22 protein-coding genes, 1 rRNA gene and 1 pseudogene (1 of these 24 only partly in view) are annotated in these 23,645 nt (G+C 36.5%); 20 read left to right on the forward strand and 4 right to left on the reverse strand.

Annotation, left to right across the window (positions count from 1 at the left end; all coding sequences use genetic code 11):
• Positions 1-489 precede the first annotated feature (489 nt).
• Entirely contained in the window at positions 490-651 is a 162-nt protein-coding gene (locus tag HUW50_RS27515; RefSeq protein WP_157094359.1) for a putative quinol monooxygenase, read from the reverse strand.
• 89 nt (positions 652-740) lie between these two features.
• Here HUW50_RS27515 and HUW50_RS10100 point away from each other — a divergent pair, with 89 nt between their 5' ends.
• From HUW50_RS10100 to rpsI (HUW50_RS10110), 3 genes and pseudogenes are all read left to right on the forward strand, one after another.
• Entirely contained in the window at positions 741-1,067 is a 327-nt protein-coding gene (locus HUW50_RS10100) for a hypothetical protein (RefSeq protein ID WP_066330393.1), read from the forward strand.
• A gap of 277 nt (positions 1,068-1,344) precedes the next feature.
• Positions 1,345-1,680, forward strand: coding sequence for a hypothetical protein (locus HUW50_RS10105; RefSeq protein WP_066330392.1), 336 nt, complete (start codon positions 1,345-1,347; stop codon positions 1,678-1,680).
• A 708-nt stretch (positions 1,681-2,388) separates the two neighbouring features.
• Positions 2,389-2,454 (forward strand): annotated as a pseudogene (gene rpsI, locus HUW50_RS10110) (30S ribosomal protein S9); the annotation flags it as partial.
• A 76-nt stretch (positions 2,455-2,530) separates the two neighbouring features.
• Here the strand turns inward: rpsI (HUW50_RS10110) and HUW50_RS27050 are convergent.
• Complete coding sequence (locus tag HUW50_RS27050; RefSeq protein ID WP_232329009.1) at positions 2,531-2,701, reverse strand: tyrosine-type recombinase/integrase; 171 nt, start codon at positions 2,699-2,701, stop codon at positions 2,531-2,533.
• 1,624 nt (positions 2,702-4,325) lie between these two features.
• Between HUW50_RS27050 and HUW50_RS10120 the strand changes: the two genes are divergently transcribed.
• The 14 genes from HUW50_RS10120 to HUW50_RS10180 all read left to right on the forward strand — a co-directional run bounded on the left by HUW50_RS10120 (position 4,326) and on the right by HUW50_RS10180 (position 19,741).
• Positions 4,326-5,033 (forward strand): hypothetical protein, encoded by a 708-nt coding sequence (locus HUW50_RS10120; protein ID WP_185653871.1) that lies wholly within the window; start codon positions 4,326-4,328, stop codon positions 5,031-5,033.
• Positions 5,034-5,366: 333 nt separating this feature from the next.
• Positions 5,367-5,801, forward strand: a complete 435-nt coding sequence (locus HUW50_RS10125) for a hypothetical protein (protein ID WP_066330389.1) — start codon at positions 5,367-5,369, stop codon at positions 5,799-5,801.
• 168 nt (positions 5,802-5,969) lie between these two features.
• On the forward strand, positions 5,970-6,038 hold the full coding sequence (gene rpsI, locus HUW50_RS27520) for a 30S ribosomal protein S9 (protein WP_396652626.1): 69 nt from the start codon (positions 5,970-5,972) through the stop codon (positions 6,036-6,038).
• A gap of 205 nt (positions 6,039-6,243) precedes the next feature.
• On the forward strand, positions 6,244-7,866 hold the full coding sequence (nikA, locus tag HUW50_RS10130) for a nickel ABC transporter substrate-binding protein (RefSeq protein WP_185653872.1): 1,623 nt from the start codon (positions 6,244-6,246) through the stop codon (positions 7,864-7,866).
• Between the two features lie 16 nt (positions 7,867-7,882).
• Positions 7,883-8,827 (forward strand): nickel ABC transporter permease subunit NikB, encoded by a 945-nt coding sequence (gene nikB / locus HUW50_RS10135; RefSeq protein WP_185653873.1) that lies wholly within the window; start codon positions 7,883-7,885, stop codon positions 8,825-8,827.
• Positions 8,824-9,657, forward strand: a complete 834-nt coding sequence (nikC, locus tag HUW50_RS10140) for a nickel ABC transporter permease subunit NikC (RefSeq protein ID WP_185653874.1) — start codon at positions 8,824-8,826, stop codon at positions 9,655-9,657. The genes nikB and nikC overlap by 4 nt, the downstream gene beginning before the upstream one ends.
• 6 nt (positions 9,658-9,663) lie before the next feature.
• Positions 9,664-10,500, forward strand: coding sequence for a nickel import ATP-binding protein NikD (gene nikD, locus HUW50_RS10145; protein ID WP_396652611.1), 837 nt, complete (start codon positions 9,664-9,666; stop codon positions 10,498-10,500).
• Between the two features lie 32 nt (positions 10,501-10,532).
• Positions 10,533-11,354, forward strand: a complete 822-nt coding sequence (nikE, locus tag HUW50_RS10150; RefSeq protein WP_066330384.1) for a nickel import ATP-binding protein NikE — start codon at positions 10,533-10,535, stop codon at positions 11,352-11,354.
• Between the two features lie 100 nt (positions 11,355-11,454).
• Complete coding sequence (locus HUW50_RS10155; RefSeq protein ID WP_185653875.1) at positions 11,455-12,771, forward strand: MATE family efflux transporter; 1,317 nt, start codon at positions 11,455-11,457, stop codon at positions 12,769-12,771.
• A 196-nt stretch (positions 12,772-12,967) separates the two neighbouring features.
• The gene (locus HUW50_RS10160) at positions 12,968-14,014 is read left to right on the forward strand and encodes an SDR family oxidoreductase (protein WP_185653876.1); all 1,047 of its coding nucleotides are present in this window, start codon (positions 12,968-12,970) and stop codon (positions 14,012-14,014) included.
• A gap of 596 nt (positions 14,015-14,610) precedes the next feature.
• Positions 14,611-17,175, forward strand: coding sequence for a LamG-like jellyroll fold domain-containing protein (locus tag HUW50_RS10165; protein ID WP_185653877.1), 2,565 nt, complete (start codon positions 14,611-14,613; stop codon positions 17,173-17,175).
• A 179-nt stretch (positions 17,176-17,354) separates the two neighbouring features.
• Complete coding sequence (locus HUW50_RS10170; RefSeq protein ID WP_066330380.1) at positions 17,355-17,792, forward strand: DUF2521 family protein; 438 nt, start codon at positions 17,355-17,357, stop codon at positions 17,790-17,792.
• Positions 17,793-17,877: 85 nt separating this feature from the next.
• Positions 17,878-18,591 (forward strand): N-acetylmuramoyl-L-alanine amidase CwlD, encoded by a 714-nt coding sequence (cwlD, locus tag HUW50_RS10175; protein ID WP_066330379.1) that lies wholly within the window; start codon positions 17,878-17,880, stop codon positions 18,589-18,591.
• An 88-nt stretch (positions 18,592-18,679) separates the two neighbouring features.
• On the forward strand, positions 18,680-19,741 hold the full coding sequence (locus HUW50_RS10180; RefSeq protein WP_066330378.1) for an Mrp/NBP35 family ATP-binding protein: 1,062 nt from the start codon (positions 18,680-18,682) through the stop codon (positions 19,739-19,741).
• 63 nt (positions 19,742-19,804) lie between these two features.
• Here HUW50_RS10180 and gerD read toward each other — a convergent pair whose 3' ends face one another.
• On the reverse strand, positions 19,805-20,446 hold the full coding sequence (gerD, locus tag HUW50_RS10185) for a spore germination lipoprotein GerD (RefSeq protein WP_066330377.1): 642 nt from the start codon (positions 20,444-20,446) through the stop codon (positions 19,805-19,807).
• A gap of 145 nt (positions 20,447-20,591) precedes the next feature.
• On the opposite strand from gerD, the gene HUW50_RS10190 reads away from it, so the two are divergent.
• Positions 20,592-21,197 carry a KinB-signaling pathway activation protein gene (locus HUW50_RS10190; RefSeq protein WP_066330458.1) on the forward strand — a complete coding sequence of 202 codons (606 nt, stop codon included), beginning with the start codon at positions 20,592-20,594 and terminating at the stop codon, positions 21,195-21,197.
• 22 nt (positions 21,198-21,219) lie between these two features.
• Here the strand turns inward: HUW50_RS10190 and pdaB are convergent, their stop codons facing one another.
• Positions 21,220-21,984: a polysaccharide deacetylase family sporulation protein PdaB gene (gene pdaB, locus HUW50_RS10195; RefSeq protein ID WP_066330376.1), complete on the reverse strand. Its 765-nt coding sequence runs from the start codon at positions 21,982-21,984 to the stop codon at positions 21,220-21,222.
• 118 nt (positions 21,985-22,102) lie between these two features.
• Between pdaB and HUW50_RS10200 the strand changes: the two genes are divergently transcribed.
• Complete coding sequence (locus HUW50_RS10200) at positions 22,103-22,315, forward strand: hypothetical protein (RefSeq protein WP_066330375.1); 213 nt, start codon at positions 22,103-22,105, stop codon at positions 22,313-22,315.
• A 257-nt stretch (positions 22,316-22,572) separates the two neighbouring features.
• Positions 22,573-23,645, forward strand: a 16S ribosomal RNA gene (locus HUW50_RS10205); it runs 478 nt beyond the window's last position.

The following is a 23,645-nucleotide window of genomic DNA, read 5'->3' on the forward strand; positions in this document are numbered from 1 at the left end:
CTTTCAGCTTTTCTAAATCCTTATCCTGACTTAAGTATAAATGAACAGTCTATATTTTTTCTGTATCTGATTTTTACCGTTTCTCCACATTTTTTCTAAGAAAGAACCTTAACACTCTTCTTAACATGATCAGGTATAATTTCCATTTCAATCACTTCCGGCTCAGTTTTATTAGATACTTCCAAAATGATAGATTTAAATCTTCATGGGCTCCATTTACAAGCTCTTTTCTTCTATACTTCGGACAGAATTTCGAACATCAATTTCTAATATGAAATCCCGGATTGCAGTATTTATGTTGACTGCTTATTTAGCATTAAAGTTTTTTTGGCAAATGATCCTAGTCTGCCTCTATTAAACCAATTGTTTAAACATCAGGACTTCCTTTGGCTTTATCACCATTAAAAATGAATAAAAGCGACCAGTGTTATGATCACTGATCCCTTTAAGATTGTAGAACTGGTCCTCACTTATTTATTTTACTTCTTTTTAAACATTGATTTCCGTACTTTCACGCATTTTCCTAAGATCCGAAACCAGTTTCCAGACATGTTCATTTTTAATGTGCTGCTCCAGTGCCTCTAGATCTTCCCACGCTTCCAACGTTGTCAAAATCAATGGATCATTTACATCTTCATGAAGGGCATACATGATCTGGTTTCTTGCCTATACAAATAGGTATTTAACTGCATATAAAAGTAAAGGAACTAATAAAACCAAATTAGAAAAGAGGTTAAAGTATGTATCAAAACTTTTATCCACATACACCTGTATATGGATATACTGGTAATCTGTATAATAATTATCCTAATATGCAATGGCCAAATAATGAATACAGATTAACAAATTTTACTCAACATGTAGGTAAGTTAATGGCTGCTCCAGCAGATGTAGAAGGCTACTTTCCAAAAGGAACCCGCATTTTTATTCACCGAACCTACTTTGATAACGAGGGTCAACAAATGGTAATTGTCGTGTACCCATTCCAAAACCCTAATACTGGTATGTCTTCAGTTAGATCTAGAACTTTTTCAGCACTTCAACTTGATGGAATACAACCCATTTAGTTAAAAAACCTTTTAACTTTATATTTGAGAAATGTGTAGATCATACATTTCAACATAAAGCCAACTTCACAGGAAGTAAGTATGTAAAACCCCCTTGGTACTCAAGGGGGTTGGCGTCTTTTGTTTTTATTGTTTATGCATGATTTTATACATCGTTGATTTTTCACAAATCACAGCAATAAAATATCCCGCCTAGATTACTGCCTATTCAATTAGGTATTTAACTGCATATAGATGAAAGGAACTAATAAAACCAAATTAGAAAAGAGGTTAAAGTATGTATCAAAACTTATATCCATATACACCTGTATATGGATATACTAGTAATCTGTATAATAATTATCCTAATATGCAATGGTCAGAAAATGAATACAGAGTAAATTATACTCCATATGTAAGTAAGACAATAGTTGCTCCAGCAGATGTAGAAGGCTACTTTTCAAAAGGAACCCAAATTTTTATCCATGGAACCTATTTTGATAGTACCACTGGTGAGCAAATAGTAATTGTGGCGTATCCAGTCACAAACCCTAATACTGGTGTGTGTTCAGTCAGAGTTAAAGAATTTCATGCAGCCGTCCTTGATGGAATACAACTCCCCCCTGAAAGTTAAAAAAATAGAAAACAAGATTTAAAATAGCTTTTAACTTTATTAATAGAGAAGTGCATAATCTATACAATTCTAATTAACATAAAACTTCTTTCAGGAATTTGACCACCCCCCTTGGAATCCAAGGGGGATAAACTTGTCCGTTTTTTTATTCATGCGAGATTTTATACATGTTTTCAATATCATTTGCAATGTAAACTAATAACAATTTTCTTACATTGTAAAACTTCTTTCATACTATAAGATATAATGAGAGAAAATTTAAATGGGAATTATTTAAAGTACGAATACTTGTCTTTCCTGTCATAGAAAAAGATGGTTAAAGGCAGAAAACAGGTGAAAAACCATGTGTAAAAAATGCTGAACGTTTCACCGGCGGATATGTTATGCGATGGAGTGGGTTTAACTTTCCGTAGTCATTACCTTAATGGATGGACGGGTTTACAATAAAAGAAACTGGACGCATAAACTTAGACCCAATTCGAAAGGAAGTATCAGTTAGTTTCGGAAAACAAAGAGGTGTTACGGATGGAATGTCGGATATTATTGGTGTCAGGATAATCGAATAGAAAATGAATCTTTGACTACAATTTGACCACAAAACATATAGAAGGATATTTAATTCATTTTCACTTATAAAGAAAAAGAGCCTGCTGTTGCAGGCTTCAGAAAGATTGTTTTGTTTTACTTTTCTTCATATAAATATTATAAATTAAAGAACGTAAAAAATACGGTCTTAAAGGCGCTCGTCGTGCACCTCAGTTCTCAAAACGTTAATTATCAACTTTTCAAAGGCTCTCAAGCTTTTTGCTTGGGGGTCTTTTTTATGCCCAAAAAGTGCATTTGACCACTATCACAGATCAATGTACCTTTGAAATTTTTCCGCTGTCTGTTCCTTTAAGTGGTCAGTAACATGTGTATATATATTCATGGTTATTTGTATATCTGAGTGACCTAAACGTTCTTGAACTTCTTTTATACTTGCTCCTGCTACAAATAATAATGAAGCATGGATATGTCGCAAACCATGAATTGTGATTCTATTTAGATTATATTTCTTATGACAATATCCAGTTTTTCATTTAGGTAAGCCAATCGGAGAGACGAACCATCATCACGAAAAACCATTTTATTATTAACTGATGAATTATCATTAGCGCTAAATCCCTTTACATTTGCCGTACACGCTATTTTTAAGTGAAGATAGGGTTTTTATCATCTAAACTTATTAAACGCCTAGAATCCTTCGTTTTGGTCGTTTGAAGTATAAGCTCACCCTTATTATGAGAAAGTGTTTTTGTAAATCGGATAGATCCCGCTATCTATATCATCCCACGTAAGAGCTAGTACTTCGCCTTTGCGTGCACTCGTATAAATTAAAAGGTGGAATAATATTTGATCACGAAATGACAATTAAAGTTATGTAATTGCTAAGAATCGCTTTATTTCATCCTTTTTCCAGTAATTTCGTTCTTCCGCTTCATTCTCTTCATTAATTAGCTCTTGATAAAATGGGAGTTGAGAACTTTGATCAAAAACAAGCGTCATCCTTAATAGAATTGGTTAAGAAGAGGGAGAGCGGCTTTTTTTGTGTATTGTATGACTGAGCGATATAACTTGAGAATTCATCATAAAATCTTCATATTAAATAGAAAAGGAGGTCCGATATGCGATATGATATACAACCAAATAAATGAGTTTTCTCTTCCAAGGAAGTGACAGAAGAAGTGGGGATTGCAGCACCCACTGTTCGAAAGTGTGGCCAAATCTAAGAAAGAAATGTAAATGATTTTTTATAAGATGGGCGATATGCTTATCTTTGTTCAATCCGACATCGAAGCGCTTGTAGCGTTATGCGATACGGACAAGCCCCTAGGCAATACAGTTAAAGACCTTGTGTATCAACAAAAAGTAAGATTAGATGGAACCAATGAAACAGAGATAGCGTTACACGATACGCGATACATATGAAAATTTACCCCACAATCCCAATCCATTAATAAAGCTCTTAACGTTTTTAGCTAATGAACTCGCAGCCACATGAAATAAATATCCAACTGACTTTCAGCTTAAAACAAAGTTTTCCCGGCTCCAGCAAGATCATCATGTGAAAAGTGTTTCGTATCGCGGGGCGATATAACTTGAAAAATAATCAATAAACCTTCGTATATAATAGAAAACGAGATCCGTTATGCGAAATGATATACAATTAAATGAACGAGCTTTCTCTTCTAAGGAAGTGGCAGAAGAAGTGGGGATTGCAACACAAATTGTTCGAAAGTATGGCCAAATCTAAGAGAGAAATGGATATAAGTTTTTAAAAGATGGCGATATGGGTATCTTTGTTCAATCTGACATCGAAGCGTTTATAGCGTTACGCGATACGGACAAGCCCCTAGACGATACAAGACGATACAGCTAAAGACCTTGTGTATCAACAAAAAGAAAGATAGAAGGATCCAATGAAACAGAGATTGCGATATCCGTACATATGACAATTTAACCTAAAAAGACGGTGTGGTACAGCTTAAAACAACGTTTTCTCGGCTTTAGAAGATCATCATGTTATAAGTGTTTCGTATCGCAGGGTGATATAACTTGCGAATTTATCAAAAAACCTTCATATTTAATAGAAAAGGAGGTCCGATATGCGAAATGATATACAATCAAATGAACGAGCTTTCTCTTCCAAGGAAGTGGCAGAAGAAGTGGGGATTGCAACACCAACTGTTCGAAAGTATGGCCAAATCTTAGAGAGAAATGGATATGAGTTTTTAAAAGATGGCGATAGGCGTATCTTTGTTCAATCCGACATCCAGGCACTTATAGCGTTACGCGATACGGACAAGCCCCTAGACAATACAGCTAAAGACCTTGTGTACCAACAAAAAGAAAGATTAGAAGGATCCAATGAAACAGAGATTGCGATATCCGATACATATGACAATTTACCTCAGGATCCCAATCAATTAAAAGAGTTTTTAACGTTTTTGGCCAATGAACTCGCAGCCACACGTGAAATGAATGTCCAACTGACAAACGGTATATCTGAGCTTAAAACAACGGTTTCCCGGCTCCAGCAAGATCATCATGTTATAAGTTCTAGTATTGGAAATTCATCGCAAAAAACTCATGCTAAAATTGAAAAATTAACTGAACAACAAAAGATCCATTACGAAACATTGCTGCAACAAGAAAAACAAAAAAGTGAATTCTTACAAAAAGAAATACAAAATATGCGGGATGAACAGAAAAAAGAATGGCGTTCACAAAATGATTTTAATAATCGTTTAGAAGAAGCGATACAAAAACCTAAAGGGAATTGGGGTGGGCTTTTCTCCATATTCCGTAAATAAGGTGCCTATTTAAGGCTCTTTTTTTTGTTTAATTGTGTTTTGAATTTCAGTCTTTAACGTTTTTTTATAAGAAGAGGAGATCCCCACATAAGATACATTATTAATTAGAATTATATATCAATTAAAACAAATGATTTTAAGGTGTTATTTGATTTGCTCCTTAGTATTGTATTAGTAATACTAATAGAAATTAAATATTGTGGTAGACATATGGAAAGTATTAGAAGTTAAATGAAGACATTCTTATTTACTACGGAGAATTTGAAGTAGTGTTAGATGCACATAAAGGTAAAATGACAGGTGTTTTATACACTTTAAGGGAAGTGATAGAAAATGCTTTATACATGGAATATTGAGAAGATCATTAAAGATACATTAGATAAGCACAATTTAAATATTAACTATGAATTTAATAATAATCTCACGGTACCTATGAGTTATAACGTATCGACAAATACTATAAAATTTAATTATCTTCAAGTTAACGGTTATATCAGTAAAATTAGAATTAAAGAGACAGATGAAAACTTTGTTAAAATTCTTCTTTATCATGTGATTGGTTATTACTTAGATTTTAAGAAAAACAAACATGATTTAAGGACTCTAATGTATGGTGACGAAGAAGAAATAGAAAAGCTTAAATCTAAAATAGAAACGAATGCTTGGGATTACGGGAGAACATTGATCCCTGAGCCACTGTTAAAGTCATATGATAAAGTACGTGAATTAGATAAAGCTCTAATAAAGAATAGATTAACGAATATTTAATAATAATTTATACCTTTTGGGGTAGCGTCATGAAATATATATTGCCTGTCAGCATATGATTTTTTGAATACCCTTTGATGCATTTTAATGAAATCAATTGAAATTGAAAAAGTATTAAATCCTTATTAATAAAGGATTTTGATGTTTCGTTAAATGGGTTGAAAACACATCGAAAAAGAATGTAAAAAATACGGTCTTAAAGGCGCTCGTCGTGCACCTCAGTTCTCAAAACATTAATATTACGTTCAAGGCTCTCAGACCTTTTGGTTTGGGGTCTTTTTTATTTATACTTATACTCCTTCAACGCTTGCTGAGGTTTATAGCATTTGGAGCTGAATAGTATAAAATAATTTTCAAAAACTTCCGACATTGTATTGACAGCATCATGCAATCTCATTACAATTGAAAATGATTATCATTAGCAACCTGGAGGAAAGACATTATGTTTAATGAAAGAAATAGCCGCAAAACTTTGCTTATAACTGTACTTATTTTATTATTATCAACACTATTATTTGGTTGTACAAATGCCAGTAATGTCTCAGCGCCAAAAGGCGATCAGGACAACATGCTAACGATGGCTTGGCCGAGAGATGTAGGAGAAATGAATCCTCATGTTTATAATCCTTCACAATTATTTGCACAGTCGATGGTTTATGAACCGTTAGTAAGCTACCAAGATGGAGGGGAGCTAAAACCGCATCTAGCAGAGTCGTGGGATATTTCAGACGACGGTAAGGAATATACCTTTCATCTACGTCAAGATGTGAAATTTTCCGACGGGACAAGCTTTAATGCAGAAATTGTGAAAAAGAATTTTGATACTATTTTAAATAATGTTGAACTACATAGTTGGTTAGGTTTTATTTCGAAAATAGATCAAACAGATGTAATCGACGAAAATACGTTTAAACTGACATTAACTGAACCTTATTATCCAACGATTCAGGAGTTAGCTGTTGTTCGACCAGTTCGTTTCTTAGGTGAAGCTGGATTTCCTGAAGATGGTGATACTTCAAAAGGTGTTGTTGAACCAGTCGGTACAGGTCCATGGATTTTAGAAGAGCATAAAGTTGATGAATATGCTATTTACAAACGCAATGAAAATTATTGGGGTGAGCTTCCCAAAGCAGAGAAAATAAAAGTGAAAATCATTCCTGATGCAGAAACAAGGGTACTTGCTTTTGAAAAAGGTGAACTAGACCTTATTTATGGAGAAGGTGTGATCAGTTTAGATGCTTTCAAACAATTGGAGTCTACGGGAGATTATGAAACGAGCATTTCAGAACCAGTTGCAACAAGACAGCTAGTCATCAATTCAACGAAAGAACAGCTTTCCGATGAACGGGTACGTCAAGCGTTACATTATGGTTTTAATAAAGAAGTACTTGTTGAAGGAATTACATCTGGTTATGAGGAAAAAGCAGATTATATTTTACCCACAAACCTCCCTTACACGAAAGGTAATGACGCTAAGGTCATTGATTATGATGTAGAAAAGGCGAAATCGTTATTAGATGAAGCAGGATGGACGCTTCCTAAAGGAAAAGCGGTTCGTGAAAAAGATGGACAGTCTCTTGAAGTCGATTTAATGTATGATTCAGCAGAATCGATTCAAAAAACAATGGCAGAAACGCTTCAAGCTGAGTGGGGAGCCATTGGTGTGAAATTAAACATTGTTGGAGTTGAATTAACGGAGCAAATTCAGCGCTTTAAAGATAATAAATTTGATATTAATTTCTTTAGTAACTATGGAGCTCCTTATGATCCTCATACGTTCTTAAACATTGTTTTGTCAGAAGGATTTGGATTTAATGAGGCAATATCAGCATATCCGAACAAAGCCGAATTACTTAAACAAATCGCAGAGGTTCCAAAAACGACAGATGAGGAAAAACGCCAACAGCTTTACTCGTCGATCTTAACATCAATCCAAGATCAGGGAGCAATTATTCCGATCTCTTATGTTAAGAAAACAGCCATTTATCAGAAGGATGTTACTAATTTTACTTTCCCTGCTAATCGTGACGAACATCCATTCACGGGAATTAGCATTGAGCAGTAAGTAGCAGGAGGTTTTTATGGGCACCTATATTTTCAAACGAATGATATCGATTATTCCGGTTTTTCTCTTAGCTACACTTCTTACAACTGGAATGATTCACCTTTCACCGGTAGACCCGGCTGAGGCCTACTTAGCAGCCGCCCATATTCAACCGACCGATGAAATTTTGGAACAAAAAAGACAGGAGTTTGGTTTAGATCAACCATTCATCAACCAATATGTAAGCTCAATTATGAAGATATGCCAACTTGATTTTGGCATATCTTATCTTTCGAATAAGCCAGTTTTGGATGAGGTTATGACGAGAATACCAGCTACCTTCCAGCTTGCTTTAGGAAGTATCGTTATAGCTGTACTAGTGAGTATCCCGCTAGGCTTCCTTGCTGGAGTAAAGAAAAATAGCCTAATCGACCATTTTAGCCGGATTCTCTCGTTTTTAGGGGCATCGATTCCTTCCTTTTGGCTCGGTTATCTTTTAATTTTTTTCTTTTCTGTTAAACTGGACCTTTTTCCAGTAGAAGGAATTGGGACATGGCAGCATCTTGTTCTGCCTTCTGTTACACTGGCACTTCCTTTAATTTCCATCTATACAAGATTATTACGTGCAAGTGTTCTTGATAATTTGCAACAGCCATATGTGCTATTTGCCAGGACAAGAGGAATTAACGAAATAACGATTATGGCCAAGCATGTCTTACGGATTGCTATTTCCCCGATGATTACTGGACTTGGGATGAATCTTGGGAAATTACTGACTGGAACCATCATCGTTGAAGCTGTTTTTTCTTGGCCAGGGTTTGGTCGTTATTTTATTGAAGCAATATTTAATCGTGATATTCCGGTCATTCAATGCTATGTGCTGATTGCAGCCACCTTATTTATTATAAGTAACTTACTTGTTGATTTAATTCAAATGTATATTGACCCGCGTATTTCCAGGAAAGAAGGGCACCGGCAATGATCATAAGCATACCTAAGATATTCAGAAATCAAAAAGTCATTCCGATATGTACGATTATATTAAGTATTCTTGTGATCATTGCGATCTTTGCGCCATGGATTGCACCAAATGATCCAATTGCGGTCAACTTAGCTTATAAACTTCAGCCGCCATCTTGGGCTTATCCGTTAGGAACAGATCATTTAGGAAGATGTAACCTTTCACGGATTTTATATGGGGCACGCCTTTCTTTAGGCTTCGCGATGCTTATCTTCATTACATCCATCCTTATTGGTTTACTTGTTGGCACCTTTTCAGGGTACAAGGGCGGCATTGTTGATCAAGTTTTAATGCGGTTTTGCGATGGTGTCATGGCTTTCCCAAGTCTTATCCTTATTCTTGGACTTGTTGGTATATTTGGACCTGGACTTACGCAAGTAATTATCGCGTTAATGCTTGTGCAATGGGTCTACTACGCAAGAATGTTCCGAGGAATGGTTCTTAGTCTGAAAGAACAAAACTTTATTGCAGCTGCGAAAATAAGTGGATCTTCTCAATGGAAGATTATTAAAAATCATATTGTTCCAAATGTACTCCCGCCCCTTGTCGTCATGGGTACATTAGAAATGGGCTGGGCGATTATGGATATATCTGCGATGTCGTTTCTAGGATTAGGAGTACAACCCCCTACACCTGAATGGGGAGCAATGATTCATGAAGGAAAATCGTATATTCGGACGAATCCAGAATTAATGCTTTATCCGGGTTTGATCATTATGATCGTTATTATAACATTCAATTTATTGGGCGAAGCCTTATCAGAACGTTATGGTGTCAAACGTCGATTTTAAAAGGGAATGAGAGTATTGGAAACAGAACAGTCGAGTGTGCTACAAGTTAGAGATTTACATGTAAAGGTAAAAACAAAAAATAGTACTACCACCATCGTCAAAGATATAAACTTTGAGCTTAAGCGTGGTAGGGTACTTGGTATTGTTGGAGAAAGTGGATGCGGTAAAACTGTTACAAGTATGTCCATTCTTCAGCTTCTTGATCAGAAAACGACAACCACTGAAGGTAGTATAGTATTACAAGGACGTGAATTGAACGATTTAGACAATAAAGAAATGCGTAAGATCCGTGGCAAGGATATAGCGTTTATTATGCAAAATCCGATGAATGCTTTTACACCAGTTTTTACTATAGGTCATCAATTTATCGAAACGATTCGCTCACATACACCTTGTAATAAAAAACAAGCAACAGAGCTTGCCATTGAGGCGATGCATCATGTGAACTTACCAGAGCCTGTTAAACTTTTAAAATACTATCCCTTTCAATTGAGTGGGGGTATGCTTCAGCGGGTGATGATCGCTATTGCAGCATGCTTACATCCAGCTGTTATTATTGCGGATGAACCAACAACCGCACTTGATGTAAATAATCAGAAGAAAGTGCTGCGCCACTTAGATAAAATTCGCTCTGAATATGATTCAGCCATTTTATTAATATCCCATGATCTCGGCGTTATTTCTGAAATGGCAGATGAAGTAGCCGTTATGCAGAATGGCAGAATTGTAGAAAAAGCGGATGTGTTTCAGCTATTTGATGAGCCACAGCATGAATATACGAAAAAACTTTTAAATGCACGCTCAAGATTACATTTAGAGGATTCTATTATTCATTTTGCTTGAAATTATGATTAGCCTTTAAAAGGAGTGAATAAATGAGTTTATTACAAGTAAATGAAGTAACTCATAGCTACGGGTCCCGATCGTTTTTCAACTGGAAAGACCGTTCTAAAAAAGTACTTTCAGGTATCTCACTCTCTATTGAGGAAGGGGTATGTTTAGGATTGCTTGGTACGAGTGGAGCTGGTAAAAGTACATTAGGAAAAGTGATTCTTGGTTTGGAACGACCACAAAAGGGACAAATTCTTTTTCAAGGGCACGATATTTATACTGCAGATAAGCATGTTCGTCAAAAAATCCGTCGGGATCTTCAAGCTGTTTTTCAAGATTCATACTCATCAGTCAATCCTCGCATGACTGCCGAACGTATTATTGCTGAGCCTTTAGAAAACTATGAAAGGCTGACAGTAGCTGAACAAAAACGCACCATTGTTGAATTATTGGAAAGGGTCGGATTGAGTGAAGAAGACTTAAAAAAATACCCGCATCAATTTAGTGGCGGGCAATTGCAGAGGATCAATATTGCAAGAGCGATTTCCCTCAAACCAAAGCTGATAGTCCTAGATGAGTCAGTTAGTAGTCTAGATATGGTTAACCAAACACTTATTTTAGAATTACTAGGGGAGCTAAAAGCAGACTTCGGACTTTCTTATTTCTTTATTACACATGATATTAAAGCTGCCTATTCGATTAGTGATACAATGGGTGTACTAGAAAAAGGAAAATTAGTCGAGCTTTACGATTCAAAAAATCAGTTCTTTACTTCAGAACACCCTGTAGTAAAAGAGATGAGAGGGTCCATGCTTGCTGAGCATCCACGTTTTCGTTCAATTAGAACAAGGGTTAGTCATATTTAATATAAAAGTTTTTATATTTATTCGAATGCCTCGATTTCATTCACATAATCGGGGCTTTTGTTTTGGTTATATCTAATAATTTTAAAAGGAGGATAGTTGGATGAATCATCGTGCGTACCTTGCTTTGGCGATCCCATTAACGATCTCAACTATGACGACGCCTTTATTAGGTGCTGTCGATACAGCCGTTGTCGGGCAACTTCCTGATCCAGCATATATTGGAGGTGTTGCAGTTGGAACCCTTATTTTTAATACGTTGTATTGGGTATTCGGTTTTTTACGGGTTAGTACATCTGCTTTTGCCGCACAAGCTAACGGAGCAAGTGATCCGGCTCAAGGAGTACTTGCATTATCTCGTCCATTTTTAATAGCTGTAATCGTAGGTATTTGTTTTATTCTCTTACAATGGCCGATTGAATACGCTGCTCTTACAATGATTGCCCCTGATTCGGATGTGAGTAGATTTGCCGTTGAATATTTTCGAATTCGAATTTGGGGAGCACCCTTCACATTAATGAACTACGTTATTCTTGGCTGGTTAATGGGGATGGCTAAGATTAAAGAATCTTTATTTTTACAAGTGTTCATGAATGTTTTGAATATGAGTTTAGCCATACTTTTTGTCCATGTCTTCTCTTTTGCAGTAAAAGGGGTTGCTACGGCCACATTGATTGCTGAAATTACAGCCTTCATATTAGGTTTATTTATTGTTTTTAAAGCATCACCTTTTAAATGGAAAATACCATCCATTCAAACACTTATAGATACCCAGTCTATGAAAAAGATGGTTAACGTTAACAAGGATTTGTTTATTCGAACAATTTGTTTATTAGTCGTTATTAATATGTTTACAGCAAAAGGTGCTTCGTTTGGTACTGAATTTCTAGCGGCAAATGCTGTATTATTTCAAATCCATTACATAATGGCTTATTTCTTCGATGGATTTGCCAACGCATCAAGTATTCTTGTTGGCAAAGCGGTAGGATCAAATGACAAAAAATTATATAAAAAAATACTTAGTTTATCAAGGCAATGGTCAGTGATAACGGCTTTTATTATAGCTAGCATATATGGATTACTTCAAGAACAAATTATTGAGCTTTTTACAAACCTTCCTAGCGTGATCGAACTTTCAACAAAGTATGGAGTATGGCTTATCATCTATCCTTTTGCTGCTTGTTTTGGGCTTGTCATTTACGGTGTTTTTACAGGAGCAACTGAAATTGCCCCTGTACGAAACTCTATGATTTACGCAATGTTTATCTATATCATTATACAAATCACAGTAACTCCTATCTGGCATAATCATGGCCTATGGCTTGCCTTCATCATCTATACGATTGGGCGATCCGGCTTCCTAGTCTTGTATACTCCTAGATTAAATAAAAAGTTATGGCATCTAAAGGAAGGAGTTTGAAAATTATAGAATGAAAAAAATGATGTAATGAAAGGATTGTCTCATATAGGACAGTCCTTTTCGTTTTGTTCAGCTATCGGGCGCCTTTAATAAAAGGTATAAATTTTTCATACTCCCCGTAACTTTTTACATAGGAAAAACGTTCTTTAAAAGAAAGGTATTTTGCAGGCTATTAAATTGAATGGGGGAAACGATTATGAAGGTCCTGATATTAGGAGGTACTCGTTTTTTGGGAAGAGCTTTGGTAGAAGAAGCATTGAAAAGAGGGCACGAAATCACTTTATTTAATCGCGGCACCAATATAGAGACTTTTCCTGATGTGGAGCAGCTTATCGGCAATAGAGACAGTGATGTATCACAGCTGGAAAACCGGAAATGGGATGTTGTAATGGATACATGCGGATTTGCTCCTCATCAAATCAAAAAAATTGCTGCTGTACTCGGGGATAATATTGAACATTATACATATATCTCCAGCATCTCTGTTTATAAAGATTGGATTCCGCCCAATATTACCGAAGACTATCATTTACAATCCATGCTGCCTGCTAATAAATTGAAAGACATTGAGGAGGGGGAAATTTCTCCATACGAGTATTACGGAGCTTTGAAAGTACTTTGTGAAGCAGAGGCGGAGAAGCATTGGCCAGGGCATGTTTTGCATATAAGAGCTGGGCAGCTTGTCGGCCCTTTTGACTATACGGATCGGCTCCCGTATTGGGTACAGCGTGTAGCACAAGGTGAAAAGGTATTGGTTCCAGGACGACCTGATCGTCCAGTTCAATTGATTGACGTAAAAGATGTAGCAACATGGGTATTCGATATGGCAGAAAACAGAAAAATAGGGACGTTCAATGTAACAGGACCGGATGATGAATTGACGATGGAAGAGCTATTGAACGCATGTAACGCTGTCACAAACGATGATGCCGAATTTGTATGGGCAGATGAACAATTTATATTGGATCATAACATACAGCCATGGACGGAAATGCCTTTATGGATTCCTGAACACTTCCCATTAGAAGGAGAAACAGAGCCATGGGAAGGAGCTTCTTTCATTAGTGTAGAAAAAGCTGTTAACGCGGGTCTTTCCTTCCGACCGCTTAAAGACACTATTCAAGATGTATATCAATGGGAGAAAACCAGACAGGATTCAGAACGAAAAACGGGGATATCAAGGGAAAGAGAGAAGGAGCTGCTAGAGACTTGGTTCCAAAAAGAGAAAAAGGAGACATTGTAAAGGGGGGATTACCCCATACCTCATTCTCAAACCGTTAATTACTGGAGTTTCAAAGTCCTGAAAATGTAAATTATATTACGTTTATGCTCTCAAACTTTTTGTTTGAGGGCATTTTTATGAACAAAATGGCTTTTAAATATACTGGTCATTAAGGAAGGTCACAAGAAGCCCTACACATTATCAAGGAATAAAGGTAAAAAATCCAACTATCAATTTCTTCAAAATAAGAGAAAGGTCCTCTTGAGGGTCTTTGTGTTTTATATTATTATTAAGTTATTAACATATATGTTAATCAACTAAATGTAAGCGTTTTAATTACTTTGGTCTAACAGGGGGGATTCTGTGATAGAAACATATATTTAACTTCGCTCAAAAAAATTCATAAACTTCAGAAACTACATTATTGACAATGTAGATCAAAGCTACATGTTAATTAATGTCAACATCCCTGTCTTAACCTACAACACCGAGAAAAATACAACAATTTAATTACTAACAATAAGGTACGAATAAAAAACGTGTTTGAATATCATAGTTTGTTCAATAATTAGATTTGCATTTATTTGTTTTTCCATAAAGGAGAGGGGAACATCAGAATGAGAAAAAATTTCGTACGAAAATCCACATTTGTTTTATTCATTCTTGTAGTAATGATACCAAGTATTGTACTTGGCTTAGGGACAGAAAAACAAGTTAATCAGGCTAGTGAAAATAGTAACAAACCAAATACTGATTACCAGGGGGAAGCACCTGTGTTTAAAAATGTATCTGTTCACGATCCTTCTATAATAAAAGATGGTGATACATATTATGTGTTCGGCTCTCATATTGAGGCCGCTAAGTCAAAGGATTTAAAAAGTTGGACAAGCTTTGCTAATGGCTACACTACTCCAGGAAATGTGATATATGGAGATTTATCTAAAAATTTAGCGGGTTCTTTTGCTTGGGCAGGTGAAAATGACTCTGATAGCAAAGGAGGTTACGCAGTATGGGCTCCGGACGTATTCTGGAATAAAGATTATGTAAATGAAGATGGAACTAAAGGCGCCTATATGACTTATTATAGTGCATCTTCTACTTATATACGTTCTGCTATTGGTTATGCTGTATCTAAAAATATAGAGGGACCATATAAGGATGTTGATACCATTGTATATTCTGGTTTTACTAAAAATGAAGAGTATGATGCAAATAGTAAGGTTAATAAGAAGTGGACGAATACCAATATTAATAAGCTGATTGAAAACGGTACATTAACAGGACCAAGATCTGATTGGTTTAATAGTAATGGATCTTATGCAAATAGTAACTTCCCGAATGCAATCGATGCTAATTTGTTTTATGACGAGGACGGGAAACTGTGGATGACATACGGCTCTTGGTCTGGTGGAATATTTATGCTTGAAATCGATAAAACCACTGGACAAGCGATTTATCCAGGTGAAGATGGAGCTACCGATGATGGTAGGCTTGTTGATCGCTACTTTGGAACAAAAATCGCTGGAGGATATGGAAAATCAGGTGAGGGCCCTTATATTGTTTATGATAAGAATACAGGCTATTACTACCTATATGTTACTTATGGCTGGTTAGGTGCAGATGGTGGTTATAATATGAGATTGTTCAGATCAACTAGTCCAGATGGTCCTTATGTAGATGCAGAAGGAAAAAATGCTGTTCTACCAGGTAATGTAGATCATTCTCCATATGGTATGAAGCTTATGGGTAATTTCTTATTCGAAAGAAAAGTTGGGGACCCTGGTACAGGTATAGGTTATGGCTATCTTTCTCCAGGTCATAATTCTGTTTATTATGATTCTGAAACAGGTCAGCAATTTTTGGTCTTTCATACACGCTTCCCAGAAACAGGTGAGATGCATGAGTTGAGAATTCATCAAATGTTTATGAACAAAGATGGATGGCCAGTGGTTGCACCTTACCGATACGCAGGTGAAACGAATGATAAAGTTAATAGACAAGATCTAATTGGAGAATACAAATTTATAAACCAAGGAAAGGATACTTCTGCCAACATCCATAAATCTGTGTTCATTCGTCTAAATAAGGACAATACAGTTACTGGTGATGTAGAGGGTACTTGGAAAAAGACGAGTCATAATCAAGCGGAAATTACAGTTGATGGAGATACCTATGATGGTGTATTTGTACGTCAATGGGACCCAACATCTGAACGATATGTGATGACATTTACAGCTGTTTCAAAAGAAGGGGTATCAATCTGGGGAAGTAAAGTACTTAATAAAACTGATGTTGAAATTGTAGAAGATGTTTTAAAAGATTTGAGTCTTGGAGATACAGAGAATGTTATTTCAAATTTAACACTTCCTACTGAGGGAACTCGACACACAGAAATTTCGTGGGAGACTTCAGATTCTAGTGTTGTAACTGAGTCTGGTGTAATAAATCGTCCAGAAGTTAATTCTAAAAGTGTGACTGCTTCACTTACTGCAACTATCACAAAGGGTGATATAACGAAAACAAAAAGCTTTGAAATTACTGTGCTGCCATACAAAGAGGCTGGCTTGGTTGCACAATATTCATTTGAAGATGGGCTAAATGAACTAACAGGCAACTTTGAGACAGGTACAATAACAGGTAATAGAATTGATAATCAAGGTGGCACAATCACTTATGCGAACGGTAAGACTGGTAAAGCCGCGGTGTTTAACGGAGAATCAGGAATTCGCTTACCAAATGGCCTTATCTCAAGCAACACATATTCTGTATCACTTTGGTTAAAACCGGAGCAGTTAACTATGTATACAACAACTTTCTTTGGAGCTAAAGATAGTAATAACTGGTTGAGTCTAGTTCCGAATGGACCAGCAAATGGCAGTACCATGGTATGGTCGGGCAGTAGTACTTGGTATGATGCTGCAGCGGGTATGAAGATTAATAATGATGAATGGTCACATTTGGCTTTTACCGTTGATAACGGCACGATTAATGTCTATGTTAATGGTGTTCAAAAGTTTACGGGAACGAACTTCCCAAATATATTTACTTCTACAGATTCTAGCTTTGGTTTAGGTGTTAATTATTGGGACACGCCATTCAAGGGATTAATGGACGAATTACGTATTTATGAAGGTGCGCTAACTCCTTCACAAGTATCTAATTTAGCAGAGGCAAATAAATAATAAATATAATTGTGAAAAAAGAAGGGAAAAATCAGCGGTTATCCGTGTGGTTTTTTCCTTTTTTTAATTTCTATTCTTATCGAACTGAAAGAGAACCATGCTGAAAATAAAATTGGAAGAGTTTTCTCGAATGATAAATATAGCCGGTCAAACAATAAAAGCAAAGGGAGGCTTCTATTATGAACGATATTATCTCTTTAAAGCAGAAGAGACACCAAAAAGAATTAAAATATGAGAAAAGAATGCTTAGGGAGCTTTCTTTAACAGAAATAAAGAGTGGTATTGAAGGTAGCTTTGGAAGCTTCGCTGGTAAAGGTAAAAAGGAAGTTATTGAAGATGGATGTATTGATTTTGCAATTGAGGCATTTTTACTTGGTGCAAAGTATAGCCGTTTTGGATACTATGGTGAATCGATGCAGTCAGCTAATAAAAGATGTCAGTCGGAGGAAAAACGGTTAATTGATGATTTATATGATTATTTTATTAACTGGGGTAATTTGACTGAGAAAGATATTTCCTTTGGAGAAGTTTATTTTGCATGTGAATATTATATTCAATCATGGTGGAAACTTGGGTTTACTAAAGGGGAAAAACGATATAAATTGCGGTTACATTAAAAGATAGCATCACATCACTTCATTATCATATTCCTCCTAATTGTCCCATATATTGAAGAAGATAGGACGAGCAGGAGGGAATAATATGAATAAAAAGATAAAGTGGCTTGGTTTTATAGCAGGGTTTGTATTGTTATTAATCCTTTTCCAGTGGCAATTCACCAATAATAAATCATGGGAATCATGGAATCTGCCACTTACAGGAAAGGTTATTTATCTGGATCCAGGCCATGGTGGACCAGATGGTGGTGCTGTAGGAAACTCATCATTAGAGAAAGACATATCGTTAAGCATTTCACTGAAAATAAGAGATTATTTACAAGAACAAGGTGCGCTGGTGCTATTAACTAGAGAAGAAGATGTAGATTTAGCTAATGAAGATACTTCGGGTTACAGTAGAAGAAAAGCAGAAGATTTGAAGAATCGCGTTAAAATTATTAATGAATCTGATGCTGACTTATTTTTAAGTATACATTTAAATGCTATTCCCTCTTCTAGATGGAGTGGTGCTCAAACCTTTTTTCACGGCAAATTTATTGAAAATGAAAATGTAGCAAAATATATTCAAGATGAACTACGCAGAAACCTCGAGAATACTGAACGTAAAGCAAAACCGATCGATGGAATCTATTTACTTAAAAATACTGAGAAACCTGGAGCACTAGTAGAGGTAGGATTTCTATCAAACCCCCAAGAGGATAAGTTACTTGCCACAGATGAATATCAAGAAAAAGTTGCAGCATCGATATATAACGGTATTTTACGATACTTCTCGAACGAAAATAATCCTCCTGATTAATTAGACATAGACTTTTCAAGGTTAGTAACTTAGGTAAGATAATAATTATGTTATAATTTATGTAAACGAAATCAAAAGGGTGGTAACTATGCTACGAGAAGAAGAATTAAAACAGATCATCGGACAATTACAAGATCCTTTTTTACATAAATCGTTAGAAGAGCTAGATGCAATTGAAGAAATAAAAATAAAACAAGAAAAATCGCATGTTAGCTTAAAAATAGGCATATCTAAAACGAATACGGCTGAACAGCTTCAACTACAGCAGAAAATTGTTGAGAAGGTAAAAGAAGCGGGAGCTGAATCAGTAGGACTTCGCTTCCATGAACTTCCGCAAGAAACAATTGCTGCATATCAGGATCCCTCTTCAAATCAATCTGATTCTTTGTTATCTGCAGGTAGTAAAACGACCTTTTTGGCAATTGCAAGTGGAAAAGGTGGGGTTGGGAAATCTACAGTCTCAGTTAACCTTGCTGTTGCACTCGCGCGTTTAGGTAAAAAGGTAGGATTAATTGATGCTGATATTTATGGTTTCAGTGTACCTGATATGATGGGCATCACGAAAAGACCGGTTGTACGTGGTGAGAAAATTATCCCAGTAGAAAGATTTGGGGTGAAGGTCATTTCAATGGGCTTTTTCGTTGAGGATAATGCTCCTGTAATTTGGAGAGGTCCTATGTTAGGTAAAATGCTCAATAATTTCTTTAATGAGGTGGAATGGGGAGAACTTGATTATCTATTATTAGATTTACCACCTGGAACAGGAGACGTTGCCTTAGATGTGCATTCAATGCTTCCGTCATGTAAAGAAATCATTGTATCAACTCCACACCCTACTGCTGCCTTTGTAGCGGCAAGAGCGGGTGCAATGGCCATTCAAACAGATCATGAAATTGTTGGTGTCATTGAAAATATGGCTTATTTTGAAAGTGAAAAGACTGGTGAGAAGGAATATGTATTTGGACGTGGCGGAGGAGAAAAGCTAGCTGAGGAGCTTCGCGTTCCACTTATTGGGAAGATTCCATTACAGCAGCCTGATTGGGATGATGATGACTTTGCTCCATCAGTGTATGGAGAGGATCATCCAACAGGACAAATTTATCAATCCATTGCTAAGCAGGTAACAAATATCATACCTGTAAAAGCTTAAAAAGCGCTCATTGAGCGCTTTTTTAATTGACTTGTTTTAGCTTACCAAGGTGCGTTTAGTCTATTAGCTACCACTGTTTCCTCCACCTTGCTCTTGACTTTCACCAGATTCCTGGCCACTTTCGCTTCCAGAAGATTGACCACTACTACCTTGTTGCCCAGCTTCTTCAGCAGCCTTTAATAAAGAATCTTGGATTTTTGCTTTATATAAAGGACTAGATAGGGTCTCCATTATCACTTCTTGAAGATGCTTTCTGAATTCCTGGCTTTTCATAGAGGTTTGAATACTTTTTTCCATTTCAGGATCTTGTAAAACCTCTATAAGTAATTTTTGATATTCAGGGTCTGTCATCAATTCCTTTATTACTTTTTCGTGCTCTTCTTGTAAACTTTTTGCAAAGCTCTCCACAAATTTAGGATCCTCAAAGACCTTTTGCCAAAATTTTGCCCCTTTATCAGATGTTAATGTTGTTTGAATGGTTTCAGTTACAACCTTTTGATCCATTATAAGAACTTGCTTCATTTCTTCGTCTTTCATCACTTCTTGGAGGGCCTTTTTTCCATCATCAGTCTTTAATATATCAACGACCATCTTTTTTGTTTCTTCGTAATCTACCTGTCCTGCTTCTTCTTTAGGTGCACATCCTGTGATCGTTAAACAAATAATAGCCATTGATACAATCATGAGGAGCGAGTATCTCTTCATGTAATCCTAGCCCCTTTCTATTTACGTTTTGCTATTTATATTTTGATTTAGTTAAGAGAATTTATACGAGGAAAATGCTTATGATGTGGTATTTTTAATAAATGATTGGTAAAATCAATAGGAGTAAATGATGGAGGATAATGTAGTGAATAGTCGAAATTGGGTTCGTTTCTTTCTAAGTACATTACTTGTTGGTGGTTTAACAACAGGGATAATTGGATTTGCGTTAAAGTGGTCAGAGTATAAAGAGTTATTTATAAGCTTTAATTTAGTTGAAATTGTTTCAATCTTATTTTGGCTTTTTGGAGTTGGATTAATTTTCAGTGTCATTAGTCAAATGGGATTTTTTGCTTACTTAACAGTACATAGGTTTGGTTTAGGGATTTTTCGCTCTGTATCCATGTGGAATTTAGCCCAAATCATTTTAATTGTTTTTGTTTTATTCGATTTAATCTATTTCAGATTTCAGCTATTTGCAGAGGGAAATGAAACAATTTTACCTTACCTACTTTTGGCGTTCTATGTGTTTGTTGTAGGTGTAATTATTGCATTAATAAAAAGGTCGAACACAAATAAAGAGGCGTTTATTCCTGCTCTCTTTTTTATGATTGTGGTTACAACCATAGAATGGTTTCCTGCCTTAAGAGTAAATGAGAAGGATTGGTTATTACTTATGCTAATCCCTTTACAGGTTTGTAATGCGTATCAACTATTAATGTTACCTAAATTCATTAAATCAAAAAAGAGCTAGCTTATGCTAGCTCTTTCCTATTTCAGTTAACTTCGGAAGACTTTGCATCTGCATTGGCGATGATATCACCGACAGATACATTTTTTAAGCCTTTCTTTTTTAAATCGCTTAGGATAATTGGTAAAGCCTTATTTGTTTGTTTAGCTGAATCTGAAGCATGTAAAAGAACGATATCTCCACCTTTTATTTTAGATGTGGTGTTTTTTACAATCAATTCAACGCCAGGATTCGTCCAATCATCTGAATCAATACTATAATGAACAACACTGTAACCATGTTTATCAACTATAGAAAGTACCTCTTTGTTAAAGCCTCCACTAGGTGGTCGTAACAATGTAACATCCTTCACACCTAATTCTGTAAAAACTTCCTGTGCCATTGATAAGTCTCTTCTTATTTCATTTGGCTCGAGATCCTTGTAATTTTTATAGGCATATCCCATACTCCCCACTTGATGGCCATCCTCAACAATACGTTTAACTATATCTGGGTGTCTTTCCGCCCAGGAAGCGGACAGAAAAAATGTTGCGTTATTAATATTTTGTTTTTTTAACGTATCTAGTATAGGTTCTGCCTTTACATCACCCCAGCTAATATCAAAGGTTAATGCTACTTCATTGTTTTTTGTTTCACCTCTATAAATAGCTTTTGGTCCATCGGAAGTAGAAAACACCGGGTAATTTAATACATTTTCGACATACAAAATTCCCGCAGTAAAAAAAGCTGCTATCATAATCATTGCAAGTTGCTTAATTTTCTTCATATGAATGACATGAAACTGGTTCATAATGGTCCTCCTCGTCCTACTTACTCTTGTGACAAGTTTATGCTTGGCCTTTAATGAAAATGATTAGAAAAGAAATTTATTAGAAATAATGGTAGATGAATCTTAAGGGGGGGAGAAAGTGATTTATTATTTGTTTAATGAAAAAGAGAGAGTACAATTAGAAGATCTTCTTTGTCATGAATTAATCGAGGTAAGAGCGTTATTGGATAAGGCAGAAATTGTAGGAAGGAGTGATATGTCAAAATTCAGAGCATTAAAGGAGAAAAGAGAACTTCTTTTATGTTTGTTTTATAAGATATCAAATAATAAAGAAGAAAGATTAGATTTATAGTTGACCGTAATAAAAAGAAATGTTATATTATTATTCGTCGCTAACGAGCGCCTAAAATGTTAACATCATATTTTAAAAAACTTTTAAAAAGATGTTGACGTAAAAAAGCATAAGTGTTATATTAATAAAGTCGCTTCTGAACGAAACGACAATAAATGATCTTTGAAAACTAAACAAAACCAAGCGTGCCAACGTTAATTTTTAATTAACAAAACAACGTACTATATAGTACAAATTTATGAGCTATATCAAACACTTTATTGGAGAGTTTGATCCTGGCTCAGGACGAACGCTGGCGGCGTGCCTAATACATGCAAGTCGAGCGAATCAACGGGAGCTTGCTCCCTGAGATTAGCGGCGGACGGGTGAGTAACACGTGGGTAACCTGCCTGTAAGATTGGGATAACTCCGGGAAACCGGAGCTAATACCGGATAACATTTTGAACCGCATGGTTCAGAATTGAAAGATGGCGTCTAGCTATCACTTACAGATGGACCCGCGGCGCATTAGCTAGTTGGTGAGGTAACGGCTCACCAAGGCAACGATGCGTAGCCGACCTGAGAGGGTGATCGGCCACACTGGGACTGAGACACGGCCCAGACTCCTACGGGAGGCAGCAGTAGGGAATCTTCCGCAATGGACGAAAGTCTGACGGAGCAACGCCGCGTGAACGATGAAGGCCTTCGGGTCGTAAAGTTCTGTTGTTAGGGAAGAACAAGTACCAGAGTAACTGCTGGTACCTTGACGGTACCTAACCAGAAAGCCACGGCTAACTACGTGCCAGCAGCCGCGGTAATACGTAGGTGGCAAGCGTTGTCCGGAATTATTGGGCGTAAAGCGTACGCAGGCGGTTTCTTAAGTCTGATGTGAAAGCCCACGGCTCAACCGTGGAGGGTCATTGGAAACTGGGGAACTTGAGTACAGAAGAGGAGAGTGGAATTCCACGTGTAGCGGTGAAATGCGTAGAGATGTGGAGGAACACCAGTGGCGAAGGCGACTCTCTGGTCTGTAACTGACGCTGAGGTACGAAAGCGTGGGGAGCGAACAGGATTAGATACCCTGGTAGTCCACGCCGTAAACGATGAGTGCTAAGTGTTAGAGGGTTTCCGCCCTTTAGTGCTGCAGCAAACGCATTAAGCACTCCGCCTGGGGAGTACGGTCGCAAGACTGAAACTCAAAGGAATTGACGGGGGCCCGCACAAGCGGTGGAGCATGTGGTTTAATTCGAAGCAACGCGAAGAACCTTACCAGGTCTTGACATCCCACTGCCCGGTATAGAGATATACCTTTCCCTTCGGGGACAGTGGTGACAGGTGGTGCATGGTTGTC

The organism is Metabacillus sp. KUDC1714 (genome assembly GCF_014217835.1).
Classification (GTDB): Bacteria; Bacillota; Bacilli; order Bacillales; family Bacillaceae; genus Metabacillus; species Metabacillus rhizosphaerae.